Raw genomic sequence first — 19,068 nt, forward strand, 5'->3', positions numbered from 1 at the left:
TCAATTTCATGAACTTACTTCTCTTACTCGCTACCGTTGCCGCTATTGCAAGCATCGTCCAGATACTAAAATCATCCCTGCGTTGGGAAGCTATCCTTGGATTCGGCATACTCATCGCCGTATCTGCTGGCATCGCCCTTCTGTTGGACTATCTCACTCCCATAACAAATTTCGAGTGGGCTGGCGAACAAACAGTAACTGGGCTTCCATTATACCTGCCAGGGCCATCCGACAGCATACTTGGCAAGGGATATGGATTTTTCTTTATCGCTTTTTGCTGGGGCATCGCCCTCATCATTGCCGGGTTCGTTAAAAGAAGCAAGAAAAAACCGCTCGCTCCAGCTGTCGTAAAGCCAGCAACAGAAGCAAACCGTATTCGCAATGAACTGGAAGATGAAGTTGAGTCCTACGGGGCCAGTTTAGAAGATCCGAGGAAAATAGGGATGGATGATGCCACTAGAGCCGGCGGCCCTTTTCCAAAAGAAAGCGACCGAGAGCCGTCACGAGGAGGCTACGAGGTGCGAGTTCGGCAAGGTTTTCAAGCACTCGGCGACAGGTTTACGCAGAATACAGTAAATAATCTCATGGCTAAGATTGGCGATGCCTTGACAAACTTGTCGAACATCCGAGAAGATATCGTCAGACAAACCTACAAAGAAATAGCTCGTGCCAGTTATAACGAAAAAGGAACGGAAATTTCGCCAATCGTAGTCCAAAAAAATCAAAGTGTCTACACCACAACCACGCAAGCAAGAAAGGTGTTTATTGACTCCCTTGAACTACGGAAAGCCGAGCAACCGAACTGGGCGGATAATGACAGGACTACACGCGAAAAGTTGGTTGTCTGGGGCATTGCCTTTGCTTTGATCGAATTTGCCATCAGTTGGTTCTTTCTCAAAAGCCAGATTGGGGAATCCGCAGTACAGATAGCTGCCTACGCCGTCGTTATCATTTTCATTTTATCTTTTCTCGCTGGGTTCTTATTTCGATTTATGCGACACAGCCAACTGCCCCACATTCGTTTGCCCGCCATCATAGTATTTTTGTGCGTGTGTTTCTTCATTTTCCTCGCGTTTGGACTGCTTCTGAACTTTCGCGAAGTTACTGCCAGCGCAGATGTTGCTGGCAGGTTTGATGCTATTTTGAGCGGGTATGAATCTTTGACGGTCAACCTGACCAACGTAGTTGTCTTTCTTGTCAACCTTATAGCACTGGCTGTGTTCTACTGGAAAGTGTTGCACTTCTTTGACAAATTCAACGGCTACAGCCAAGTCGACGGGCCATTCCGTCGCGCTGAAAAGCGTTGGGATGATATGTCTGAGAAATCTCAAGAAAAGATTGCCGATGCTTTGGACGATACTAATAATAAGGCTATCGCCAACAGCGAAGTGGCAAAAAAATATTTCGACGACATACAGAAAAAGGTAGAAGTCCTGACCGACATAAAGGGAATCATTTCCAACGCATACGCGAGCATCCTTCGCCCGGCCTATCAAGAATATGTGAGAGAATACCGTGCGAGTAACTGTGCGAACCGTGCGCTGCAAGTCAACCCTGCCCCAGGCTACTTCGATGACGAAGCATCTTTCTGCGAAGTTGATCAACACTTTCCAGAATTCGAATCTATCGAAAAATTTCTTGCTGAAAAGCAGGGGGATCTTGAGCAAGCGGAGAAATATATTGGCGAGATTGATCAGGCAAAAGCAAAGTGGCAAACCGATCGTCCAGCACTTCGTGCAGAGTTAACCTCGGAATTCGCTACTATAATTGCTGCCGCCAGAAGAACTGGCTCGGCAACAGGGGCCGTTTCACCCCAAAGCGATGAACAACAAGAAACTACCCAATGATGGAGAAACTCAAAAGTTTCCTATTTGAGCAAGAGGAGGCAGACAACAACACAAACTCCCACAACGGTAAGAAAAGACGCCGTGGGCGACGCCAGGGTGAGATGGACCGCCGTCGGCGAATCGAGGAAGCGGGAGGTAACGACTACAATAAGTGGGGCTACGCCCTGATAGCCGTATTCGTTCCTATCACCCTGCTCATCCTGTGGCTAAGCAACAAGCAAAACGTTGAAATTCCACTCAACGACTTCACCCTGTGTCCGGCTGATGAACGACATATCTCGAGAAAAACTTATATCCTCATGGATCTCAGCGAGCCGCTCTCGGAGTTGCAACAAGGCGAGTTGCAAAAACTAATCGAAGTGGCATCTGAGAATCTGCAAAAGCATGAACGGATATCCATTAGCCGCATGGAACCCGATCCAGACAACCCTAGAGTTCCCCTTTTTAATTTGTGCAATTCGGTTGATATTAAGAGCATTACAGATGCAGTCGGACGTAGCGTTTATCCTAAGAAAGACTGCCATGACATAATCAATAAAAAGTTCAAGTTTCACCCTCGCGTGGGTGATCCAACTCGTGAACGTATTCGAGGCATTTGCAAAGACCGGGATGACTTGAATAAAAAGATCAAGGATGCCGTGAAAACTGTCCCTGGAGGAAACACCGAGCAAAAACGTTCCTACATTATCGGTAGCATAGAAGACATTATAAGCGATGCCTCCGGCGGTCCGAGAGATGTACCGATAAGGCTTATTGTCTTCTCCGACATGATACAAAATGCCAACTGGTTTAGCCAATATCGGGAGCAGCACGGCTCATGGACAATAGACAACATTAATCAGAGGCGAAAAAAATATGCTCCCGACCACATGAAAACACCTCCGAAAAACAATTTCGATGAGGTGTTGCTCTGCTATCAGCCTAGTAGTCACACAATCCTCAAACGCGCCGAAAAAAAGAACGCCCACAGAGGTATGTGGAAAGAGTATTTTAAGGGTAGTATCTTTTTGCCCGTAACTTTGGGCGGGTGCCCCGATGCAATAGCTAAAATGATGGAGCAGTAACGTATGTAGCGGGCAAAGTGGTAGCGATGCATCTTATTCATCACTGCCTCAACACCAAATCCGCAGGAATCGCAAAGCCAATTCCCTCGACGCTTTCATCGGAGATCTTGACAGTCATAATACCAATTAAATTGCCGTCACCGTCGAACAATCCCCCACCTGATGAACCGGGCGATATGGCGGCATCCGTTTGAATCCAGCTGTTATTGCTGTCTGTTCGCAGTTGCGAGACAATCCCTTCCGAAATTGATAAATTATATCCATAGGGCGCACCCAAGGCATAGACCCTTTCGCCGACTCTGATTGTATTGTATCGGCGAACTGTCGCTGGAATGCCTTGCAAACCGTTAACATTCAGCAAACAAATATCCCGTTCTTGATCGACATGGCGCATTGCCGCATGAAAGACGGAATTTCTATCTGCACGACGATTAACAGATTTATGCACGACAATGCTACTACCTTGATTGACGACATGACAGTTGGTCGCCACAACATTCGGTTGAATGACTACGCCGCTACCGTGTCCATTGCCGTTATAAACCACCACCACCGACTGCCATACTTTTTCAAATATGTTGGCGGCACTCTGTGGTTTCATTGCTGGGAAGGCATTGGCGACACTCACATTATCGGCAGGTTTTCCAGCGGATGTGCGCTGACTGCTTTCGATTTCTTGTAGTCGCCGTGCCGCCTCTGCATGTCCCTGTTGCGCTGCTTGGCGATACCAACGCACCGCTTCACGCTCATCTTTGGCAACGATCTTGCCGTTAGCATATGCATAACCCAAATAATATTGCGATACCGTGTCCCCTTGTTCTGCTCTGCTACGCAATATTTCAATATCCCGTGAAGTATAGATTGGCTCCGAAGTGGCACTTGCAGGTGTGCTGGTCACATGCAGAACAATGAACCCGAGGACGAGTATTAGAGAAATCTTTTTCATTGATATTGCTTCTATTAGCAAGGTTGATTGAAAAACCGTCCTGTCATTCTACCCCAAATCAAGCCTTCTTCGACTTTATGTGCAAGTCCACCACATTATGGGTCTGATACTGACTATTTTTCCACGGGTAATTAAAACTTGCTTTTGGTTCTGAAGCATCAGGATTGGTTTAGGTTCCGATTCGGGGGGGGATGGCGAGGGAGAACTACGACTGTTGGCAGGAAACAATTTAGCAATTTGTTATACTTGACCTTTAAAAACCTCCAATTATCTATGCCAATTTCCGAATCCAGTCTTTCACCGATAGAGCACGCTCGAGGCGTCATTGAGATTGAAGCGGCGGCGGTTGCCGCGCTGCTTGAGCGGCTGGATAATAATTTCGACAAGGCCTGCAGCCTGATTCTGAAATGCGAGGGCAGGGTTGTGGTGACTGGAATGGGCAAGTCAGGACATATCGGCGGGAAAATTGCCTCCACGCTGGCGAGTACCGGCACGCCGGCGTTTTTCGTTCATCCGGGTGAAGCCAGCCACGGAGATGTCGGGATGATTACTACCCATGATTTAGTTATCGCTATTTCCAATTCAGGCGAAACCGCTGAATTGGTTTCTATTTTACCCATCGTCAAGCGCCTGGGCGTTAAATTAATAACAATGACAGGGAATGTCGATTCAACACTGGCTCAAAAATCAGACGCTTGCATAAATGTCAGTGTGGATAAAGAAGCCTGCCCGCATAATCTGGCGCCAACCGCGAGCACGACCGCAGCATTGGTCATGGGCGATGCTTTGGCCGTGGCGGTGCAAAGGCTGCGTGGGTTTTCTGCTCAGGATTTTGCCCGCACTCACCCTGGCGGTGTTTTAGGGAAACGATTGCTGTTGTTCGCCGGCGATTTAATGCACATCGGTGATGAATTGCCATTGGTAGATGAAGGCGCAACCATGGACACATTGCTGTTGGAAATGACCTCGAAATCATTAGGCATGGCTGGCGTAGTGGATGGCGACGGAAAGCTGTTGGGGATGTTCACCGATGGGGATATACGTCGAGGTCTAGGGCAGGGTATCGACATTTATAAAAGCAAGGCACGCGATTTGATGAGTGTCGATCCGTTTACGATTCATGCAGATACTCTGGCAGAAGAGATCATTCAGATAATGCGAGAATACGCACAGCACGGCCCCCATGCTATTAATAGCATGTTTGTGGTCGATGACGACCATCACGTAATTGGTGCGCTGAACACCCATGATTTACTGAGAGCGGGCGTGATCTAGAGCCGAATCTAACTCTGCCGGGCCACGCATAAATAGTCAGTTGAGCAATGGAATTTAAAGATAACATTTTAATCGGCGCTGTTTTCCTGTGCCTGGTTTTGTTGTCAATCTGGCTGCAGTTTGGATTGTTAGAGGAGCCGAACGCCGGGATCACTGAAGCGGAGAAAAATAATCCGGATTATTACGCTGAAATGTTTGTCTCGTCCGGGATGGATGAATCGGGCAAAAAGTACCGGATTATTGCCGATCGCATGGTTCACTACCCGGTTGGCCGCCGGGCGCTGCTGGATAATCCCCATATCATCCAATATGATTTAAACAATAACCCAAAGCATATTTATGCGGAATCGGGTTGGCTATACGATAATCAATCTACCGTGTTGCTGACCGGCAACGTTCGCGTAATTGACAATCAATTGAACGGCATGCAATCGAGTGGTGCGAGTGGTACGGTAGCAGTACAAAAAATGGTGATACATCTTAGAGACAAAGGCTCATCTTAATTTAGAGGCTGGTCAAAATGTTGAACAGGCGGATGGTTGAATTGTTAATGGGCGGATTGTTAATGGGCGTGTTCTGCCAGACAGGCTATGCTCTGGATAGCGATTCCGAACAACCAACGACTTTAAATGCCGATGAGTTCGAAATAGATTTGAATACCGGGGTCAGAATATATCGTGGCAACGTGGTTTTTCGACAGGGCAGTATTAAGTTGACATGCGATGAATTAACCACTTATCTAAATGATGACGCTGAATTAGATAGAGGTATATGTATCGGTAGCCCGGGTATATTTATACAGCGACCGGAAGATTCCGAAGTGGACATCGTCGGGTCTGCCATGGAAATTACAATGGATGAAATTGAAAATTTGGTTACACTCAAAAGTCAGGCGAAAGTCGTACAGGGTGGTTTGACCATAACCGGACCAATCATTACTTACAATAAGCTTACCAAAAAGGCGTCTGTCAAAGGCGGTGGGTCCCAAGGCATAAAAGCTATGACAGAAACCGCGGATGGCGAACAGTCTTCAGATCCAACCTCTGGAGAGTCAACCCCTGGAAAGTCAACCGTGGCGGAACAAGCAAGTTCAGAAAGCACCCGGTCTAGTTTGACGATCCAACCGCGTAAAAAGAAAACAAATGAATAGTGGTTGTCGTTTTAACTGCACTCTATGCCAGAATCCTGATCGGAATTTTGGAACTTCCCGAAATAATAGCCAGCAATGAAAAATTTGTCTGCCAGAAAACTGGTTAAAAAATATAAAAACACCACCATCGTTGATAGGGTTGATCTTAGCGTCTCCAATAACGAGATTGTTGGGCTATTGGGTGCAAATGGCGCAGGTAAAACGACTTGTTTCAATATGATGATTGGATTGGTGCGCAACGATTCCGGCGCAATATTGTTAGACAATGAGGACATCACTGAATTACCTATGCATGAGCGCGCTCGCAAAGGCATCGGGTATTTGCCCCAGGAGCATTCGGTGTTCAGGAAATTAACCACAGAACAAAACATTCTAGCGGTTCTTGAAGCCGCAGCAAAACATAATAAGGCGGATCAGCACAATATCTGCAACAAACTAATGGAAGAGTTCGGGATTACCAGACTTAGAGATAAACAAACAATACAGCTTTCCGGTGGTGAACAACGACGCGTTGAAATTGCCCGCGCCTTGGCCTTGGAGCCGGCATTTATATTACTCGATGAACCGTTTGCCGGGGTTGATCCGCTTGCGGTCAAGGACATTCAACACATAATTACAGTGTTGAAAAGCCGGGGAATTGGTGTGTTAATCACCGATCACAATGTTCGGGAGACTCTGGGAATTTGTGATCGGGCGTATATTTTGCATCGCGGAGAAGTGCTGATATCGGGTGCGCCAAAGATTATAATGGCCGATAAAAGAGCCCGGGATGTGTATCTGGGAAATGATTTCAGGATGTAATGTGGAGACTCAGATCGAGAAATAAAATTTGTTGCCGATAGATTTTGAGTCGCTAGAACCAATCAAGCATAGCACGAAAATTTGATTATTATTTTTAGATCAAACTGGGCTAAATTCAATGAAAACACCCGCCGGGAAAACACCGGGAGTGAAAGTTCCATGTTATGAAACAAGCGCTTGATTTAAGACAAAGTCAGAAATTGACGATGACGCCGCAATTGCAGCAGGCGGTCAAGTTATTGCAAATGTCCGCAAGCGAGTTGAGCGAAGATCTGCAATACGCACGCGAAACCAACCCATTGCTGGAGATGAAGGACGAAAGCGAGCCGGAGTCGGATTTCCGTTGCGAAGATCTGCCCGAACCGATAGAAGATAATCTCAATGCCATAGATTCCGGATCGGGTGCGGTTGCTGAGGTCGTCGAAATAGATATTACACAGTTTCAATTTGATCAACTTTCCGATCCTGACAAATCCATCTGGGACGATCCGCGCATTTGAAAGTCGGTGCATTAGCAAGTCGATAAATCTATCAATCATTCAATAACCTCAAATTTTGGAGTATGTTTTATGCAAATCTCAATCAGTGGACAACATATGGAAATTACAGAATCGTTACATCACCATGTTTCAGAAAAAGTAGAGAAAATAACCCGCCATTTCGATCACGTTACCCGCACCAATGTGGTTCTCCATGTAGAAAAAACACGCTATATTGCCGAGGCCACTGTCAATACAAAAGGTGCTATGATTCACGCTTCCAGTGAAGCGGAAGACATGTACGCCGCAATAGATGCATTGGCACACAAGCTGGATAGACAGGTCATCAAGCACAAGGAAAAGCTTAACGACCATCACAGAAATGAAGATTCGATAAAACAAATCCCTGAGTGACTGACTCAAATGACTGACGCAGTTTCAGATGTGGCTCACAGCAATCGTGAGCCGCAAACCTCTTCCATGGTCAGCCCCCGATATCTACAACCAAATCTCGTGGTCGTGAATCTGTGCATAGCAAGCCGAAAACGATTGCTCGAACAATTCGCCGAGTTAATCACCGCTAACACGACCATCTGCAATTCTGAGCATAGTGAAAACGTTCCAAATATTGAGCAAATATTCGCCACCTTACATGACCGTGAGCGATTAGGGAGTACTGCACTTGGCAAGGGTATTGCTCTTCCCCATGGTCGAATTGCCGGGCTAGCGCAGCCGGTCATTGCCATTGCCAAACTTGAAAACCCGGTGGATTATGATGCGCCTGACGGGATGCCGGTCTGGCTGGCGGTGTGTCTGTTAGTACCCGCTGAAGCCAATGATGTCCATTTGAATTTACTGGCCACTCTGGCAGCCAAATTTGATGATGATGATTTTGTTCATGAAGTTAAGGAAACCGTTTCAACCACGGAGATTTATAATCTGTTTTCCGATATTTAAAAGCATCTATGAATGCACGGGAGTTGGAAGCGGCAGGGTGGGCGCATTTGTTGTGCCTGTCGGATAATGGCAGCATCTGAATGCGATGAATAACACGACCACAGACATGATTATTATTAGCGGTCTTTCGGGTTCCGGCAGGAGTGTTGCGTTGCAGTCTTTGGAAGACATTGGCTATTACTGCATAGATAACCTCCCTGCGGCGCTGTTATTCGAATTCTCGGCTCGGCTGCTGCCACGTATCGACGGCTCCGATACAGATGTATTTCCTGGCGCTGCGGTCAGCATTGATTCCAGGAACAAGAATTTTTTGTCAGGACTCGATGCCACATTAACCAAGCTGGGAAACCACGGCATCCATTATCGAATTTTGTTTCTGGAATCCGAGGAACAAAAGCTGGTTCGGCGGTATAGCGAAACGCGCAGAAAGCATCCGCTTACCGATGACCAAACCTCCTTGATAGAAGGCATTCGACTGGAACGCACGTTGTTGCAGCCGCTTCACGATAGAGCCGAGAAAGTCATCGATACCACGGACACCACTGTGCATGAATTACGCGGGCTGATTCGGGATTTTGCCGGCGCCGGATTGTCGTCTGCGCCGTTGTTTCTAGTTGAATCGTTTGGATTTAAAAATGGCACGCCACGGGAAGCGGATTTTGTATTTGACGTGCGCTGTCTGCCCAATCCCTATTGGGATAAAAATTTGGCGCCGTTAACGGGTATAGATGCGCCGGTACAGGAATTTTTTAAAGGCAACCCCGAAGTTCAGGACATGACCATCGAAATTTTTAAGTTCGTTAGTAAATGGTTGCCGGGTTTCGCCAATGAAAACCGCAGCTATATAACTGTGGCTATTGGCTGTACTGGCGGTCAACATCGTTCAGTTTACATCAGCGAACAACTGGAGAATTTATTTTCCAAACAAGACATCATAGTCCAGGTCAGGCATCGGGAATTAGCCAAATGATTATAGAGAAGCGAATTAAAATCATCAATAAGTTGGGGCTTCACGCCAGGGCCGCCGCGAAATTAGTAAAATTAAGCGCCGGTTTCAAGAGCATCATCAAATTGTATAATGGCAATAAACAGATTGATGCGAAAAGCATTATGGGCGTGCTGATGTTGGCGGCCGCTCAGGGAACTGAACTAAAACTAATTGCCGAAGGCGTCGATGCAGAACAAGCCGCCGAAGATATTGCGGCATTATTTAATGACTGCTTTGGCGAAGGAGAATAGGGAGGATGGTTTAGTGTTCACGCTACATGGAAATGGAGTTGGGGCAGGTATTGCCATCGGAATAGCGAGGATTATCCATCGGCCGGGCCAGGAAATTCCCAAATACAACATTGAGCCGGAACAGATTGATCAGGAAGTCGAGCGCCTTACCGATGGGATAGAAAGCGCAATCCAGGCGCTGGAGACGATTAAAAAGCAGATGCCTGCCGAAGGCGCCGATGAGGTCAAGGCCATTCTCGAGGCGCATTTGTTAATGCTGCAAGACCCGATGTTGAGCCAGGAATCGAGCAGCATCATCCGCGCTCAGAGCATCAATGCCGAAACGGCGTTACAGCAACACGCCGACAATCTTGAAAAGATGTTTAATGATATTGATGATCCTTACCTGAGCAGCAAATCAGCGGACGTCGCCCAGATTATTAATCGAATACAGGGCGAGCTGCTGGATGAGCAAGGGAGCTTGACCGCACAGCCCGAAGGAAAATTTGATGACCAAATTATCGTTGCCAATGATTTAACGCCGGCCGATACCATCGAACTGATAAAACATCGAATTGGCGCGTTTATTACTAATCTGGGAGGGCCGATTTCCCATACCGCGATACTCGCGCGCAGCATGAAAATCCCGGCCATAGTCGGGTTGCATGGTGCAATTCGATATCTGCGCAGCGGCGATTTATTGATTATTGATGGCAAGCGCGGAGTGGTGTTGGTTAATCCAGACGAAGCGGCTTTGATCACCTACCACCGCCGACGGGAGAAAATTGCCAGGCGCATTCAGGAGATGGATTCGTTACTCAATGCCGCCGCAGAGACGCTGGATGGCGTGTCGGTATCGTTAAACGCTAACATTGGGCTTCCCGAAGAAATTCTGGAAAGCGTAGCTCAAAATGCTGCGGGGGTTGGTTTGTATCGAACAGAGTTTCTATATATGAATCGTGAGACAATGCCAAGCGAAGAAGAGCAATACGAGATGTATAGCCGCGTATTACAGCAATCCACCAGGCCGGTAACTATTCGTACTTTGGATCTGGGAGCCGACAAACAGGTCGATGGCGGCAGAGTTGGTGACACCATCACTACCAATCCGGCATTGGGGCGTCGGGCGATTCGCTTGTGTTTGCATGATTTAAGTTTATTCAAACCTCAATTACGCGCAGTCTATCGTGCCTCGATGCACGGTGAAACGAGATTAATGATACCCATGATGTCAAACATTGACGAACTGGAGCAATTATTTGTGTTACTCGATGAAGTGCAACAAGAACTTACCAGCCAGGGTTATGACTTTGATCCTGACATCCCTATTGGCGGCATGGTGGAAGTCCCGGCAGCGGCGATAGCGGCGGATTTGTTTGCTGACAAGCTGGATTTTTTATCTATTGGCACCAACGACCTGATTCAATATACCCTGGCCATAGACCGCATTGACGATGAAGTGAATTATTTGTATAACCCGTTGCATCCGTCGATATTGAGGCTGATTAAAATGACCATCGATGCTGGGAAAGCCGCAAATATTCCGGTTTCGATGTGCGGCGAAATGGCCGGTGATATTGAATATACGCGCGTATTACTTGGCATGGGTTTGCGCGATTTCAGCATGGATCCCTCGGCGCTTTTGGAAGTGAAACGACAGATTCGGCTAACTGATACCGCCAAGATTGAACCCAAAGTTAACAGGCTGTTAAAAACCGCCGACCAAAAAGTAATAAAACAACTCATCAGCGAAATAAACGGGTAATAAGATAGTGCGGTTTGCGCGCACTTCGGGCATGAATATTTTTGAGGAACGAGCGCCGAGCCTTTTCTTATGAAGCGCTTTAATATAACAAACACTTGCGCCCGAACAAAAAGAATACTTAAAACGAGGTGCAACCATAGAGCCTGAAGCTAAAAACATCTGACATAAAACAAACCGATCAAACAAACCGATCAAACAAACTGGAGTATATCAATGAATCTAACCCATCAAATAATCGAATACTCATCCAAAGGCGTGCGCCATCGTAGTTATCTGGCCTGGGACCAGGATATCAAGACCCCACGCCCTGGAATTATCGTCATCCATGACTTGTGGGGCCTCGGAGACCAGGTTCGCGGGTGCGCCGACAGGTTGGCGCAGCAGGGATATTGCGCATTGGCCATCGATATGTACGGTGAAGGTCGGGTCGCTGAAAATCCGGTTCAGGCCGAAGAGGCGATGAACGCGGTATTGGGGGATATGAAAATGGGCACTACCCGACTAAAAGCCGGCTATGACGCTTTGCTGGAACAACCTCAGGTTGATACGGAAACAACCGCGGCCATTGGCTATTGTTTTGGCGGTGCCATGGCATTACATATGGCGCGCATCGGGTTGCCACTAAATGCGGTAACCAGTTTTCATGGTGCGCTTAGATCGTTTCATAAGCCCGCTTGCGGGGAAGTCAAAGCCAGCGTGCTGGTATGTCATGGCGGCGATGATGCGAAGGTGTCAATGGATGATGTCGCCACGTTCAAGCAGGAAATGGACGATGCCGGTGCTGACTATGAAGTTATCGTGCACGTAGGTGCGCAACATGGATTCACCAGCAAAGAAGCAGATAAAGATAGGGAAAAATACGGTATTCCGGTAGGCTATAACGCGCAAGCGGAGCGTGAGTCCTGGGCGGCAATGATGAGGCTGTTCGAGCGTAGTTTTTAGAGTGCGCCAACAAATTCCGGGCGCCAATAGTGTCGAAACCAAAATCCACCGACCTCAAACGAATCTACAAGGCCCTGGATTATTCCATTCAGGGCCTTACCACAGCCTGGCAAAACCAGGCCGCCTTTCGCCAGGAGTTGTTTGGCTGCGCGGTCTTGATTCCATTGGCTTTATGGTTGGCAGAGACCGGCCTTGAGCGCGCACTATTGATATTTGTGGTGTTGTTAGTCGTGCTGGTGGAACTGCTGAACTCGGCCATTGAAGCGGTCGTCGATCGATTTGGAGAAGAGCAACATCCGTTAAGCGGAAATGCCAAAGACCTGGGCTCGGCAGCGGTTTTGATCAGCATAATAATGGCGTTGCTGGTTTGGGCGCTGGTGCTTTTCGGTTAAGTGCGTCTCTATTGACTATCCTGTTGGACTGAGTATCTTGAAGAACGTTATTGTCCCCGAACATTTCGCTGGACGACCGACAATTTATAGCGCCGCCGATAACCGGAGAAACCAATGAGCAATAGAAAAGACATCGACTATGGTCCATTGAAAGCGTTAATTGGTGTTTGGAAGGGAAGCAAGGGTTTCGATGTGGCGCCGGAGCCGGATGGCGCAGAGAGCAACCCTTATTATGAGACAATTATTTACACCACTGTGGATGATGATGTCACCAATGCCGAATCACAAGTTTTGTCGGCGGTTCACTATCGACAAATCGTCCAGCGTAAATCAAATGACGAGGTGTTTCACGATGAAACCGGCTACTGGATGTGGGACCCAAAAGCGCAAATAATTATGCACGCGCTGACCATACCCCGTGCGGTATGCGTACTTGCCGGAGGAAAATATGCGCAGGAAAAAACCGCGCAGGGGCGCGTGATAATGGAAGTCGCAGCAAATATTGATGACCATGATTGGCAAATAATTCAATCGCCATTCATGCAAGAAAACGCGCGCACCACCGCATTTCGTCACACCATAATGGTAGGTGGCGGCAAGCTGGCCTATTCACAAACCACGCAAGTGGATATCTACGGCAAAGTTTTTGAACACACCGATGAAAATGAATTGGCGCTTCAATGAATCGCGGAGGCTTGGGAAACCTGGGTTGATTCAGATTTTCCTGCAACCATTTGGCGGCGGTCAACGACGCATATATCAACGACGCAATATAAGCGCCATGCTGCGATGACAGCGGCGCAACGGCCTTATTTCGCTTTGGAAACACGAATTCTGGCCCACGCGGAAACCAGTTCAGAAATGATGACAAGCACGATGATGGAAAGCAGAATTGCCGCCGTTCGATGGGTTTCAATTTGCATGACATTGCGCTTCAAGTACCAACCCATTCCGCCGGCGCCGACGAAACCGACTACTGTGGCCGCTCGAAATGCGACATCCCAGGTATAAATGGCGATGCCGGTAAAGGCGGTGCGGACTTGCGGAAAAACGCCATAGACGAATACTTGCAGGTGGCTGCCGCCCACGGCGCGAATTGCCTCCACTTCTCCCATGTCAATGGCCTCGATTTCCTCGGAAAACAGTTTTCCGGCAAAGCCGATCGAGAACATCGTCAATGCCAGCACGCCGGGCAGCATTCCAAACCCCAGAATCGTGACAAAAAGGATCGCCCATATCATCTCATGCACCGAGCGGCATCCCATCGTGATCACCCGGGCGAGCGGATAGACATACCTTTGCGACGGGCTGACATTGTGGGCCGCAAACCAGCCGAGCACGATTGAAAACAGCAATCCAAACAGCGACCCCAAATAGGCCATTTGTATGGTCTCGACAATCGCCCACAGATATTCCCGCTCTGCGACATACTCCAGGTCGGGTGGATAATAACGGTTGGCCAGAACATCTCCGAGGCGTCCAAACATTCCCAGGATTCGGTCCAGGGGGATGTTCAGGTACTGTATCGAGTAGGCAAGAAACACCAAAATGCTTAACAGCACACCATACTTGACCAGCGTTTGCGGGTATTTGAAACGGCTCCATTCACGGTGAACATCGTCACCTTGTATTGAATAATTTTGCAGTTGGTCAGACCGGTTCATTCCATTTTTCCTTGTTCAAATCAGCGCTTCAAATCAGCGCTTTTCGGGAATAGTGGGACACCACCTCGCCAATCAGCACCAACCCGAAGATGGCGATGATGACTGTGGTCACGCCCGGGTAATTGAAGGTGTGCATCTGCCGGAAAAAAACCAACCCCAGGCCGCCAGCGCCGACCAGGCCAAGAACCGCCGAACGACGGATATTGATTTCCCATTCAAAAATAACAATCCCTAGAATAACCGGCAAGACTTGAGGCAAAATTCCGTACAGCATCACCTACAGATTATTGCCTCCCACCGCTCGGATCGCTTCAACCGGCTTAGGGTCGATATTCTCGACCGCCTCGGCTGACATTTTCGCAATAAATCCGAGGGAGCGCACTGCAATGGCAAGAATGCCGGCAAATGCTCCAAGTCCCACGGCGGAGACAAAGATTAACGCCCACACGATTTCATGGATTGATCGACTGATGGTCATGGCCGCACGCGCAATCGGATAGGTCACTGATTTGAACGGCGTTACGTTCAATGCGCCGAACCAGATCGCCGGAAGACAAATGATAAAGCCCAACAACGTGCCGATACAAGCGATCATAAAGGTCTCGATGGTAGGTCCCAGCAGATTTGGGATGAGGGGAAAATCGATGCCGATGAAATGCGATATGGACTTGCCGATAGCCGCCAGCGACCCGATTCTATCCCAGTCGGTGTCATCGATAACGGTCGCTTTAATGCTCCACACGATCAAGGCGAGCAAAAACAGGTAAAATCCAAACTGAATTCGCTGCTTTTTTTGCGGCGTCTCACGATATCGTCCACTGTTGACACCGGTGTCTCGTTTGGCATCGTGTGTTTCCGTTACAGGACTTCCATCGCGTAAATTTCCTCAAGATTCGCCTGCTTGAGAATCTCGGTTGGTCCGTCAAACATTTTATTGCCGTCCTGCAAACCGATAATCTTGTTGCAATATTCCTTGGCGAGATCAACATTGTGGATATTGCACAACACGGGAATCCTGAGTTCCGTTGCAATGGTTTTGATCAGATCCATAACTTCCCTTGAAATTTTTGGGTCAAGCGCGGAAGTCGGCTCATCCAGCAGCAACAGGTTGGGCTCCTGCATCAGCGCACCGGCAATGCCGACGCGTTGACGTTGTCCGCCGGAAAGCTCGTCGGCGCGTTTATCGACATGATCCTGCAACCCCACTCGCTCCAGCAATTCAAGCGCACGCTGAATGTCCTTGTTGCTGAACACCCTGAAAACACTTCGCAACGGGCCGACGTATCCAAGCCGCCCGGACAGGACATTGTCCATAACGGACAGCCGGTTAATCAGATTGAACTCCTGAAAAATCATGCCGATATGACGACGCAGGCGGCGCAATTCCCTGCCGCCAAGTTTTAATACATCGACATCATGCAGTTTGATGGTTCCGGAAACAGGCTCAAGCAGGCGGTTGATACATCGAATCAGGGTTGATTTCCCCGCTCCGCTGGGGCCGATGATGGCGAAAAAGTCGTCCTCTTCGACCTGAAAACTAATCCCTTTCAGTATTTCCGGGCCCTTTGAATTGTATCTGGCCCTCAGATCGCTCACTTCAAGAATGGCCATTTCCCGGTCTCTTTACAGGCAAGCGGCGAGACAATCGGCTAAACAATCGGACTTGGCATGTCGGCCAATATGAGCGGTTGTCTGCGAGATGCGTTGCAGACGGATACGCGGTATGCAACGCTTGTTCGCTGAAACGCGCCGGTTTAGCCGCCTTGCTTCTTGCGCGCATCCTTGGCCTTTTTCAGATCACGAATCACATCATAAGCCGATGAAGCCATGGCCACGAATGTGTTCGACTTGACGTTTTCAAGAAACGCTTTTGCGCCGGGCTCGTCCTTCAGGCCAAGGAAAGTCTCGCGGATATTGGCCTTGATGTCCTCGCAAAGCGGACTGCGATAAACAAACGGATCTTGTGGAATGGCCGGCGAAGACCAGATTATATTGAAGTCCTCCAATTTCACTTCGCCTTTGGTGACGACGTTGTCAAACCGATGGGAAGCGACGAAAGCGGCGTCAACTTTGCCCTGATGAACAGCAACGGTGGAAAGCTCGTGCGACCCGGTGTACACAGTCTTCTTAAAATAGTCGTCGATATCCATGCCGATGACTTTAGAGAAAACCACGCGCGGAACCAGGTTCCCGGACGTGCTCCCAGGGTCGGTAAGGCCAATAAGTTTGCCTTTGAGGTCTTCTATTGTCTTTAGACCAGACCCTTTTTTGGAAATCAGCACCCCTTTGTAACCAGGCCCCTCTTCCTGAAGATAGCCCGGTTTTTTCGCATATGTTGCAAAAACTTCAATATTTTCGTCCTTGCCATTGGCGATTACATAGGAATATGGCCCCAGAACCGCAACATCGACAAACTCACTCAGCAATCCTTCGACCACCGAAGCATAAGATGTGGGCATGAAGAAGGCGATTTTTTTGCCAGTCAGCGCCATCATCCGGTCGGTTACCGGTTTGTACAGTTGAAGTTCCGCCACTGTCTCTTCCGTCGGGATAATGGCGAATGTCAGCGTATCGGGGTTTTCGCATGAGGCCGCCAAGGCGACTGAATTTACGGCAAGGCCAAGGCTGATCCAGATCGCTGTCGCGATGCCAACCATCAATTTTTTTCTTATCCGAGTAACAGGAAGTGATGATATTTGAAGTTTCATTTGCATTTCTCTTTCTCCGGTGATTGGTGTTGCTTGCGTGATTCCGCCCTTTTCGGTTGGATTGGGCGGTGGGATTGGACGATTGGTTTTTCCCAAACTATAAAATTACTCCTATGCGGTGAATTTTTCCAGCACCCGTTCGGATGTGCCGATGAAGTTGCGCCCGCGCTCGCCAGCGAGGGCCGCGGTCACAAGTTCTTTCCATTCGTCGCTTTGAATGCCATAACTCGATGCTTTGGTGGCAACGCCCAGACGGTTCAGGAAATTTTCCAGTTCTGTTGCGGCGGAATCGAGATCGTCTCCAAAAATTCGGCGAAGATTTCGATCGCACTCCGTGTTTTCGCCGATGACACTGGCCAGGACCATTGGCAGGCTGAAGGAGCAGGCCAAGCCATGGGGAATGCTGTATTTGAGGGTGATCGGATAGGAGACCGAATGCGCCAACGCCGTTTTGGTATTGGAAAAGGCCAACCCGGCAAACAGGCAAGCGCCTGCAACCCGTGCCCTGAGCGCAACATTCTTAAGGTCATCGACAAGCAGCGGCAGGGCCGCGATCATTTCCGTTGCCGCGAATACCGCGTGATTGGCGGAAACCGGATTGCTGTTACGATTCCACAGGCTTTCAAGCGCATGGGACAGCGCATCCAGCGCGGTATTGATTGTCAGATCCTTCGGCATTGCGAGCGTCAGCGCCGGGTCAATAACCGCATGCCGCGGATAAAGGGCGTAGCGCGCCAACGAGTATTTCTTTTGCGCCTCCCGGTCCCATACCGTCGCCCAGTGGGTTACTTCACTGCCGGTCCCGGCCGTAGTTGGCACGGCTATGATCGGATAAGCGGCCAAGTGCTCCTCGTCTTCGCCCGTTTCCAGAAACCGTCGCACCGGCGCAAAGCCTTGGTCGCTGGACGCTAATACCTTGGCCGTATCGATAACCGAGCCGCCTCCAAGAGCAATAATGACCGTATCGCTAGTGACCGCCTGGGCAAACGTTTGGCAGGAGTCCGCCAAGGTTAAAAAGTCGGGATTTGGCGTAATGTTGTTGATAACGGCTTCGGGCTTGCCCGCCTTGTCCGCCAATTCCGTACCCAATCGAACAAAATAGGGTTGGTCGTAGGTCGCCAGGCAATAAGGGCGCCGGTTAATGAGATTGCTGACAGAATCAAATGCGCCGACGCCAAAACAGATTCGCACTGGATTATGAAAACCCCACATAAGATTCTCCAGAAATTAAGCCGATGGACTGCCCGCAACTAATTTGTCAGGACTCTGATGGAAATCGTTGAATATTAATGATGCCATAATGAACCATTATTTGACAAGTATAATATAAAAGGGTCATAGAAAGTTAAGACGTTAAATTGGCTTCTCACGACGCAGTTTGAGTATGACATGATAAAGGTTGTCACGGCGGTGAGTAAAACGAAATTCGGTTTCTTTGAGAGGGTAATAAAACCTGGGTTTGTGAATCCATTTCGACTTGCTCAACCGCAATTTGGCGTAAGCCTGAAAGGACTCGATGCCGTTAATATGAGAATGCTCATTAGCAAATCCATCGCAGCCATGTTCAACCCGAAAATGCTGTGCATAGCCGACATCAACCAAACCATGGCAGCCACGCCAACCATCGGAATAAATCACACTATATAGATTAATTTTACCGCGGATAACCGCTTGGAGCGTGGACTTTCGTGCATTTGGCACAATTTCTGTGCATATCCAGCCATTGCGTTTGAACAAACCAAATACGATAGTTTTGCCGCCAGCGCCTGTCTGCGTTTGCCACGAATGCGCTGGGGCTCCAAAATACGACTCATCTACTTCTATGTGGCCTGCCAGGTTGGCATGTTGCACACATTCCTA

At 48.6% G+C, this 19,068-nt stretch carries 23 protein-coding genes; 15 read left to right on the forward strand and 8 right to left on the reverse strand.

Features of this window, described 5'->3' with window-relative positions; translation table 11 throughout:
- Nucleotides 1-8 precede the first annotated feature (8 nt).
- Both ACPXXB_RS06645 and ACPXXB_RS06650 read left to right on the forward strand, forming a co-directional pair.
- On the forward strand, nt 9-1,847 hold the full coding sequence (locus tag ACPXXB_RS06645) for a hypothetical protein (protein ID WP_423905709.1): 1,839 nt from the start codon (nt 9-11) through the stop codon (nt 1,845-1,847).
- Nucleotides 1,844-2,911: a hypothetical protein gene (locus ACPXXB_RS06650; RefSeq protein ID WP_423905712.1), complete on the forward strand. Its 1,068-nt coding sequence runs from the start codon at nt 1,844-1,846 to the stop codon at nt 2,909-2,911. The genes ACPXXB_RS06645 and ACPXXB_RS06650 overlap by 4 nt, the downstream gene beginning before the upstream one ends.
- Nucleotides 2,912-2,951: 40 nt before the next feature.
- On the opposite strand, the gene ACPXXB_RS06655 is transcribed toward ACPXXB_RS06650, so the two are convergent.
- The gene (locus tag ACPXXB_RS06655; protein WP_423905714.1) at nt 2,952-3,857 is read right to left on the reverse strand and encodes a trypsin-like peptidase domain-containing protein; all 906 of its coding nucleotides are present in this window, start codon (nt 3,855-3,857) and stop codon (nt 2,952-2,954) included.
- A gap of 273 nt (nt 3,858-4,130) precedes the next feature.
- Here ACPXXB_RS06655 and ACPXXB_RS06660 point away from each other — a divergent pair, with 273 nt between their 5' ends.
- The 13 genes from ACPXXB_RS06660 (at nt 4,131) to ACPXXB_RS06720 (ending at nt 13,520) form a co-directional block, all read left to right on the forward strand.
- A complete protein-coding gene (locus ACPXXB_RS06660; RefSeq protein WP_423905716.1) occupies nt 4,131-5,132 on the forward strand; it encodes a KpsF/GutQ family sugar-phosphate isomerase in 1,002 nt (333 codons plus the stop codon).
- 47 nt (nt 5,133-5,179) lie between these two features.
- Nucleotides 5,180-5,635, forward strand: coding sequence for an LPS export ABC transporter periplasmic protein LptC (gene lptC / locus ACPXXB_RS06665; RefSeq protein WP_423905719.1), 456 nt, complete (start codon nt 5,180-5,182; stop codon nt 5,633-5,635).
- Between the two features lie 17 nt (nt 5,636-5,652).
- Nucleotides 5,653-6,282, forward strand: coding sequence for a lipopolysaccharide transport periplasmic protein LptA (lptA, locus tag ACPXXB_RS06670; RefSeq protein ID WP_423905721.1), 630 nt, complete (start codon nt 5,653-5,655; stop codon nt 6,280-6,282).
- Nucleotides 6,283-6,357: 75 nt separating this feature from the next.
- A complete protein-coding gene (gene lptB / locus ACPXXB_RS06675; RefSeq protein ID WP_423905723.1) occupies nt 6,358-7,083 on the forward strand; it encodes an LPS export ABC transporter ATP-binding protein in 726 nt (241 codons plus the stop codon).
- Between the two features lie 164 nt (nt 7,084-7,247).
- Complete coding sequence (locus tag ACPXXB_RS06680; protein ID WP_423905726.1) at nt 7,248-7,583, forward strand: hypothetical protein; 336 nt, start codon at nt 7,248-7,250, stop codon at nt 7,581-7,583.
- A 69-nt stretch (nt 7,584-7,652) separates the two neighbouring features.
- Nucleotides 7,653-7,976, forward strand: a complete 324-nt coding sequence (gene hpf / locus ACPXXB_RS06685; RefSeq protein WP_423905729.1) for a ribosome hibernation-promoting factor, HPF/YfiA family — start codon at nt 7,653-7,655, stop codon at nt 7,974-7,976.
- A gap of 9 nt (nt 7,977-7,985) precedes the next feature.
- Nucleotides 7,986-8,519: a PTS sugar transporter subunit IIA gene (locus ACPXXB_RS06690; protein WP_423905731.1), complete on the forward strand. Its 534-nt coding sequence runs from the start codon at nt 7,986-7,988 to the stop codon at nt 8,517-8,519.
- A gap of 85 nt (nt 8,520-8,604) precedes the next feature.
- Nucleotides 8,605-9,489 (forward strand): RNase adapter RapZ, encoded by an 885-nt coding sequence (gene rapZ / locus ACPXXB_RS06695; RefSeq protein ID WP_423905733.1) that lies wholly within the window; start codon nt 8,605-8,607, stop codon nt 9,487-9,489.
- Nucleotides 9,489-9,758: an HPr family phosphocarrier protein gene (locus ACPXXB_RS06700; protein WP_423911035.1), complete on the forward strand. Its 270-nt coding sequence runs from the start codon at nt 9,489-9,491 to the stop codon at nt 9,756-9,758. Before rapZ ends, ACPXXB_RS06700 begins: the two co-directional genes overlap by 1 nt.
- The gene (gene ptsP, locus ACPXXB_RS06705; protein WP_423905736.1) at nt 9,733-11,502 is read left to right on the forward strand and encodes a phosphoenolpyruvate--protein phosphotransferase; all 1,770 of its coding nucleotides are present in this window, start codon (nt 9,733-9,735) and stop codon (nt 11,500-11,502) included. The genes ACPXXB_RS06700 and ptsP overlap by 26 nt, the downstream gene beginning before the upstream one ends.
- A gap of 213 nt (nt 11,503-11,715) precedes the next feature.
- Entirely contained in the window at nt 11,716-12,444 is a 729-nt protein-coding gene (locus ACPXXB_RS06710; protein ID WP_423905737.1) for a dienelactone hydrolase family protein, read from the forward strand.
- A 29-nt stretch (nt 12,445-12,473) separates the two neighbouring features.
- A complete protein-coding gene (locus ACPXXB_RS06715) occupies nt 12,474-12,836 on the forward strand; it encodes a diacylglycerol kinase (RefSeq protein WP_423905740.1) in 363 nt (120 codons plus the stop codon).
- Between the two features lie 114 nt (nt 12,837-12,950).
- On the forward strand, nt 12,951-13,520 hold the full coding sequence (locus ACPXXB_RS06720; RefSeq protein WP_423905743.1) for a heme-binding beta-barrel domain-containing protein: 570 nt from the start codon (nt 12,951-12,953) through the stop codon (nt 13,518-13,520).
- A gap of 125 nt (nt 13,521-13,645) precedes the next feature.
- On the opposite strand, the gene phnE is transcribed toward ACPXXB_RS06720, so the two are convergent.
- From phnE to ACPXXB_RS06755, 7 genes are all read right to left on the reverse strand, one after another.
- Nucleotides 13,646-14,500 carry a phosphonate ABC transporter, permease protein PhnE gene (phnE, locus tag ACPXXB_RS06725; protein WP_423905745.1) on the reverse strand — a complete coding sequence of 285 codons (855 nt, stop codon included), beginning with the start codon at nt 14,498-14,500 and terminating at the stop codon, nt 13,646-13,648.
- Nucleotides 14,501-14,528: 28 nt separating this feature from the next.
- Nucleotides 14,529-14,774 carry a hypothetical protein gene (locus ACPXXB_RS06730; RefSeq protein WP_423905747.1) on the reverse strand — a complete coding sequence of 82 codons (246 nt, stop codon included), beginning with the start codon at nt 14,772-14,774 and terminating at the stop codon, nt 14,529-14,531.
- A gap of 3 nt (nt 14,775-14,777) precedes the next feature.
- Nucleotides 14,778-15,257 (reverse strand): PhnE/PtxC family ABC transporter permease, encoded by a 480-nt coding sequence (locus ACPXXB_RS06735; protein ID WP_423905749.1) that lies wholly within the window; start codon nt 15,255-15,257, stop codon nt 14,778-14,780.
- Between the two features lie 101 nt (nt 15,258-15,358).
- On the reverse strand, nt 15,359-16,111 hold the full coding sequence (gene phnC / locus ACPXXB_RS06740) for a phosphonate ABC transporter ATP-binding protein (protein WP_423905750.1): 753 nt from the start codon (nt 16,109-16,111) through the stop codon (nt 15,359-15,361).
- Nucleotides 16,112-16,254: 143 nt separating this feature from the next.
- Nucleotides 16,255-17,208, reverse strand: a complete 954-nt coding sequence (locus ACPXXB_RS06745) for a phosphate/phosphite/phosphonate ABC transporter substrate-binding protein (RefSeq protein WP_423905753.1) — start codon at nt 17,206-17,208, stop codon at nt 16,255-16,257.
- Nucleotides 17,209-17,319: 111 nt separating this feature from the next.
- Nucleotides 17,320-18,420: an iron-containing alcohol dehydrogenase PsrA gene (gene psrA / locus ACPXXB_RS06750; protein ID WP_423905756.1), complete on the reverse strand. Its 1,101-nt coding sequence runs from the start codon at nt 18,418-18,420 to the stop codon at nt 17,320-17,322.
- Nucleotides 18,421-18,561: 141 nt separating this feature from the next.
- Nucleotides 18,562-19,059 carry an IS1595 family transposase gene (locus ACPXXB_RS06755; RefSeq protein ID WP_423905758.1) on the reverse strand — a complete coding sequence of 166 codons (498 nt, stop codon included), beginning with the start codon at nt 19,057-19,059 and terminating at the stop codon, nt 18,562-18,564.
- Between the last annotated feature and the right edge of the window lie 9 nt (nt 19,060-19,068).

It is taken from the genome of Candidatus Spongiihabitans sp., from assembly GCF_965237845.1.
In the GTDB taxonomy this organism is placed as follows: domain Bacteria; phylum Pseudomonadota; class Gammaproteobacteria; order Arenicellales; family Poriferihabitantaceae; genus Spongiihabitans.

Bases quoted from the DNA above. Each gene is read 5' to 3' on its own strand.
- lptC (WP_423905719.1), top strand. From the start codon at position 5,180: ATGGAATTTAAAGATAACATTTTAATCGGCGCTGTTTTCCTGTGCCTG.
- hpf (WP_423905729.1), top strand. From the start codon at position 7,653: ATGCAAATCTCAATCAGTGGACAACATATGGAAATTACAGAATCGTTA.
- ACPXXB_RS06655 (WP_423905714.1), bottom strand. From the start codon at position 3,857: ATGAAAAAGATTTCTCTAATACTCGTCCTCGGGTTCATTGTTCTGCAT.
- ACPXXB_RS06730 (WP_423905747.1), bottom strand. From the start codon at position 14,774: ATGCTGTACGGAATTTTGCCTCAAGTCTTGCCGGTTATTCTAGGGATT.
- ACPXXB_RS06645 (WP_423905709.1), top strand. From the start codon at position 9: ATGAACTTACTTCTCTTACTCGCTACCGTTGCCGCTATTGCAAGCATC.
- lptA (WP_423905721.1), top strand. From the start codon at position 5,653: ATGTTGAACAGGCGGATGGTTGAATTGTTAATGGGCGGATTGTTAATG.
- ACPXXB_RS06650 (WP_423905712.1), top strand. From the start codon at position 1,844: ATGATGGAGAAACTCAAAAGTTTCCTATTTGAGCAAGAGGAGGCAGAC.
- ACPXXB_RS06720 (WP_423905743.1), top strand. From the start codon at position 12,951: ATGAGCAATAGAAAAGACATCGACTATGGTCCATTGAAAGCGTTAATT.
- lptB (WP_423905723.1), top strand. From the start codon at position 6,358: ATGAAAAATTTGTCTGCCAGAAAACTGGTTAAAAAATATAAAAACACC.
- ACPXXB_RS06680 (WP_423905726.1), top strand. From the start codon at position 7,248: ATGAAACAAGCGCTTGATTTAAGACAAAGTCAGAAATTGACGATGACG.
- phnE (WP_423905745.1), bottom strand. From the start codon at position 14,500: ATGAACCGGTCTGACCAACTGCAAAATTATTCAATACAAGGTGACGAT.
- ACPXXB_RS06745 (WP_423905753.1), bottom strand. From the start codon at position 17,208: ATGAAACTTCAAATATCATCACTTCCTGTTACTCGGATAAGAAAAAAA.
- psrA (WP_423905756.1), bottom strand. From the start codon at position 18,420: ATGTGGGGTTTTCATAATCCAGTGCGAATCTGTTTTGGCGTCGGCGCA.
- ptsP (WP_423905736.1), top strand. From the start codon at position 9,733: ATGACTGCTTTGGCGAAGGAGAATAGGGAGGATGGTTTAGTGTTCACG.
- rapZ (WP_423905733.1), top strand. From the start codon at position 8,605: ATGAATAACACGACCACAGACATGATTATTATTAGCGGTCTTTCGGGT.
- phnC (WP_423905750.1), bottom strand. From the start codon at position 16,111: ATGGCCATTCTTGAAGTGAGCGATCTGAGGGCCAGATACAATTCAAAG.
- ACPXXB_RS06690 (WP_423905731.1), top strand. From the start codon at position 7,986: ATGACTGACGCAGTTTCAGATGTGGCTCACAGCAATCGTGAGCCGCAA.
- ACPXXB_RS06660 (WP_423905716.1), top strand. From the start codon at position 4,131: ATGCCAATTTCCGAATCCAGTCTTTCACCGATAGAGCACGCTCGAGGC.
- ACPXXB_RS06710 (WP_423905737.1), top strand. From the start codon at position 11,716: ATGAATCTAACCCATCAAATAATCGAATACTCATCCAAAGGCGTGCGC.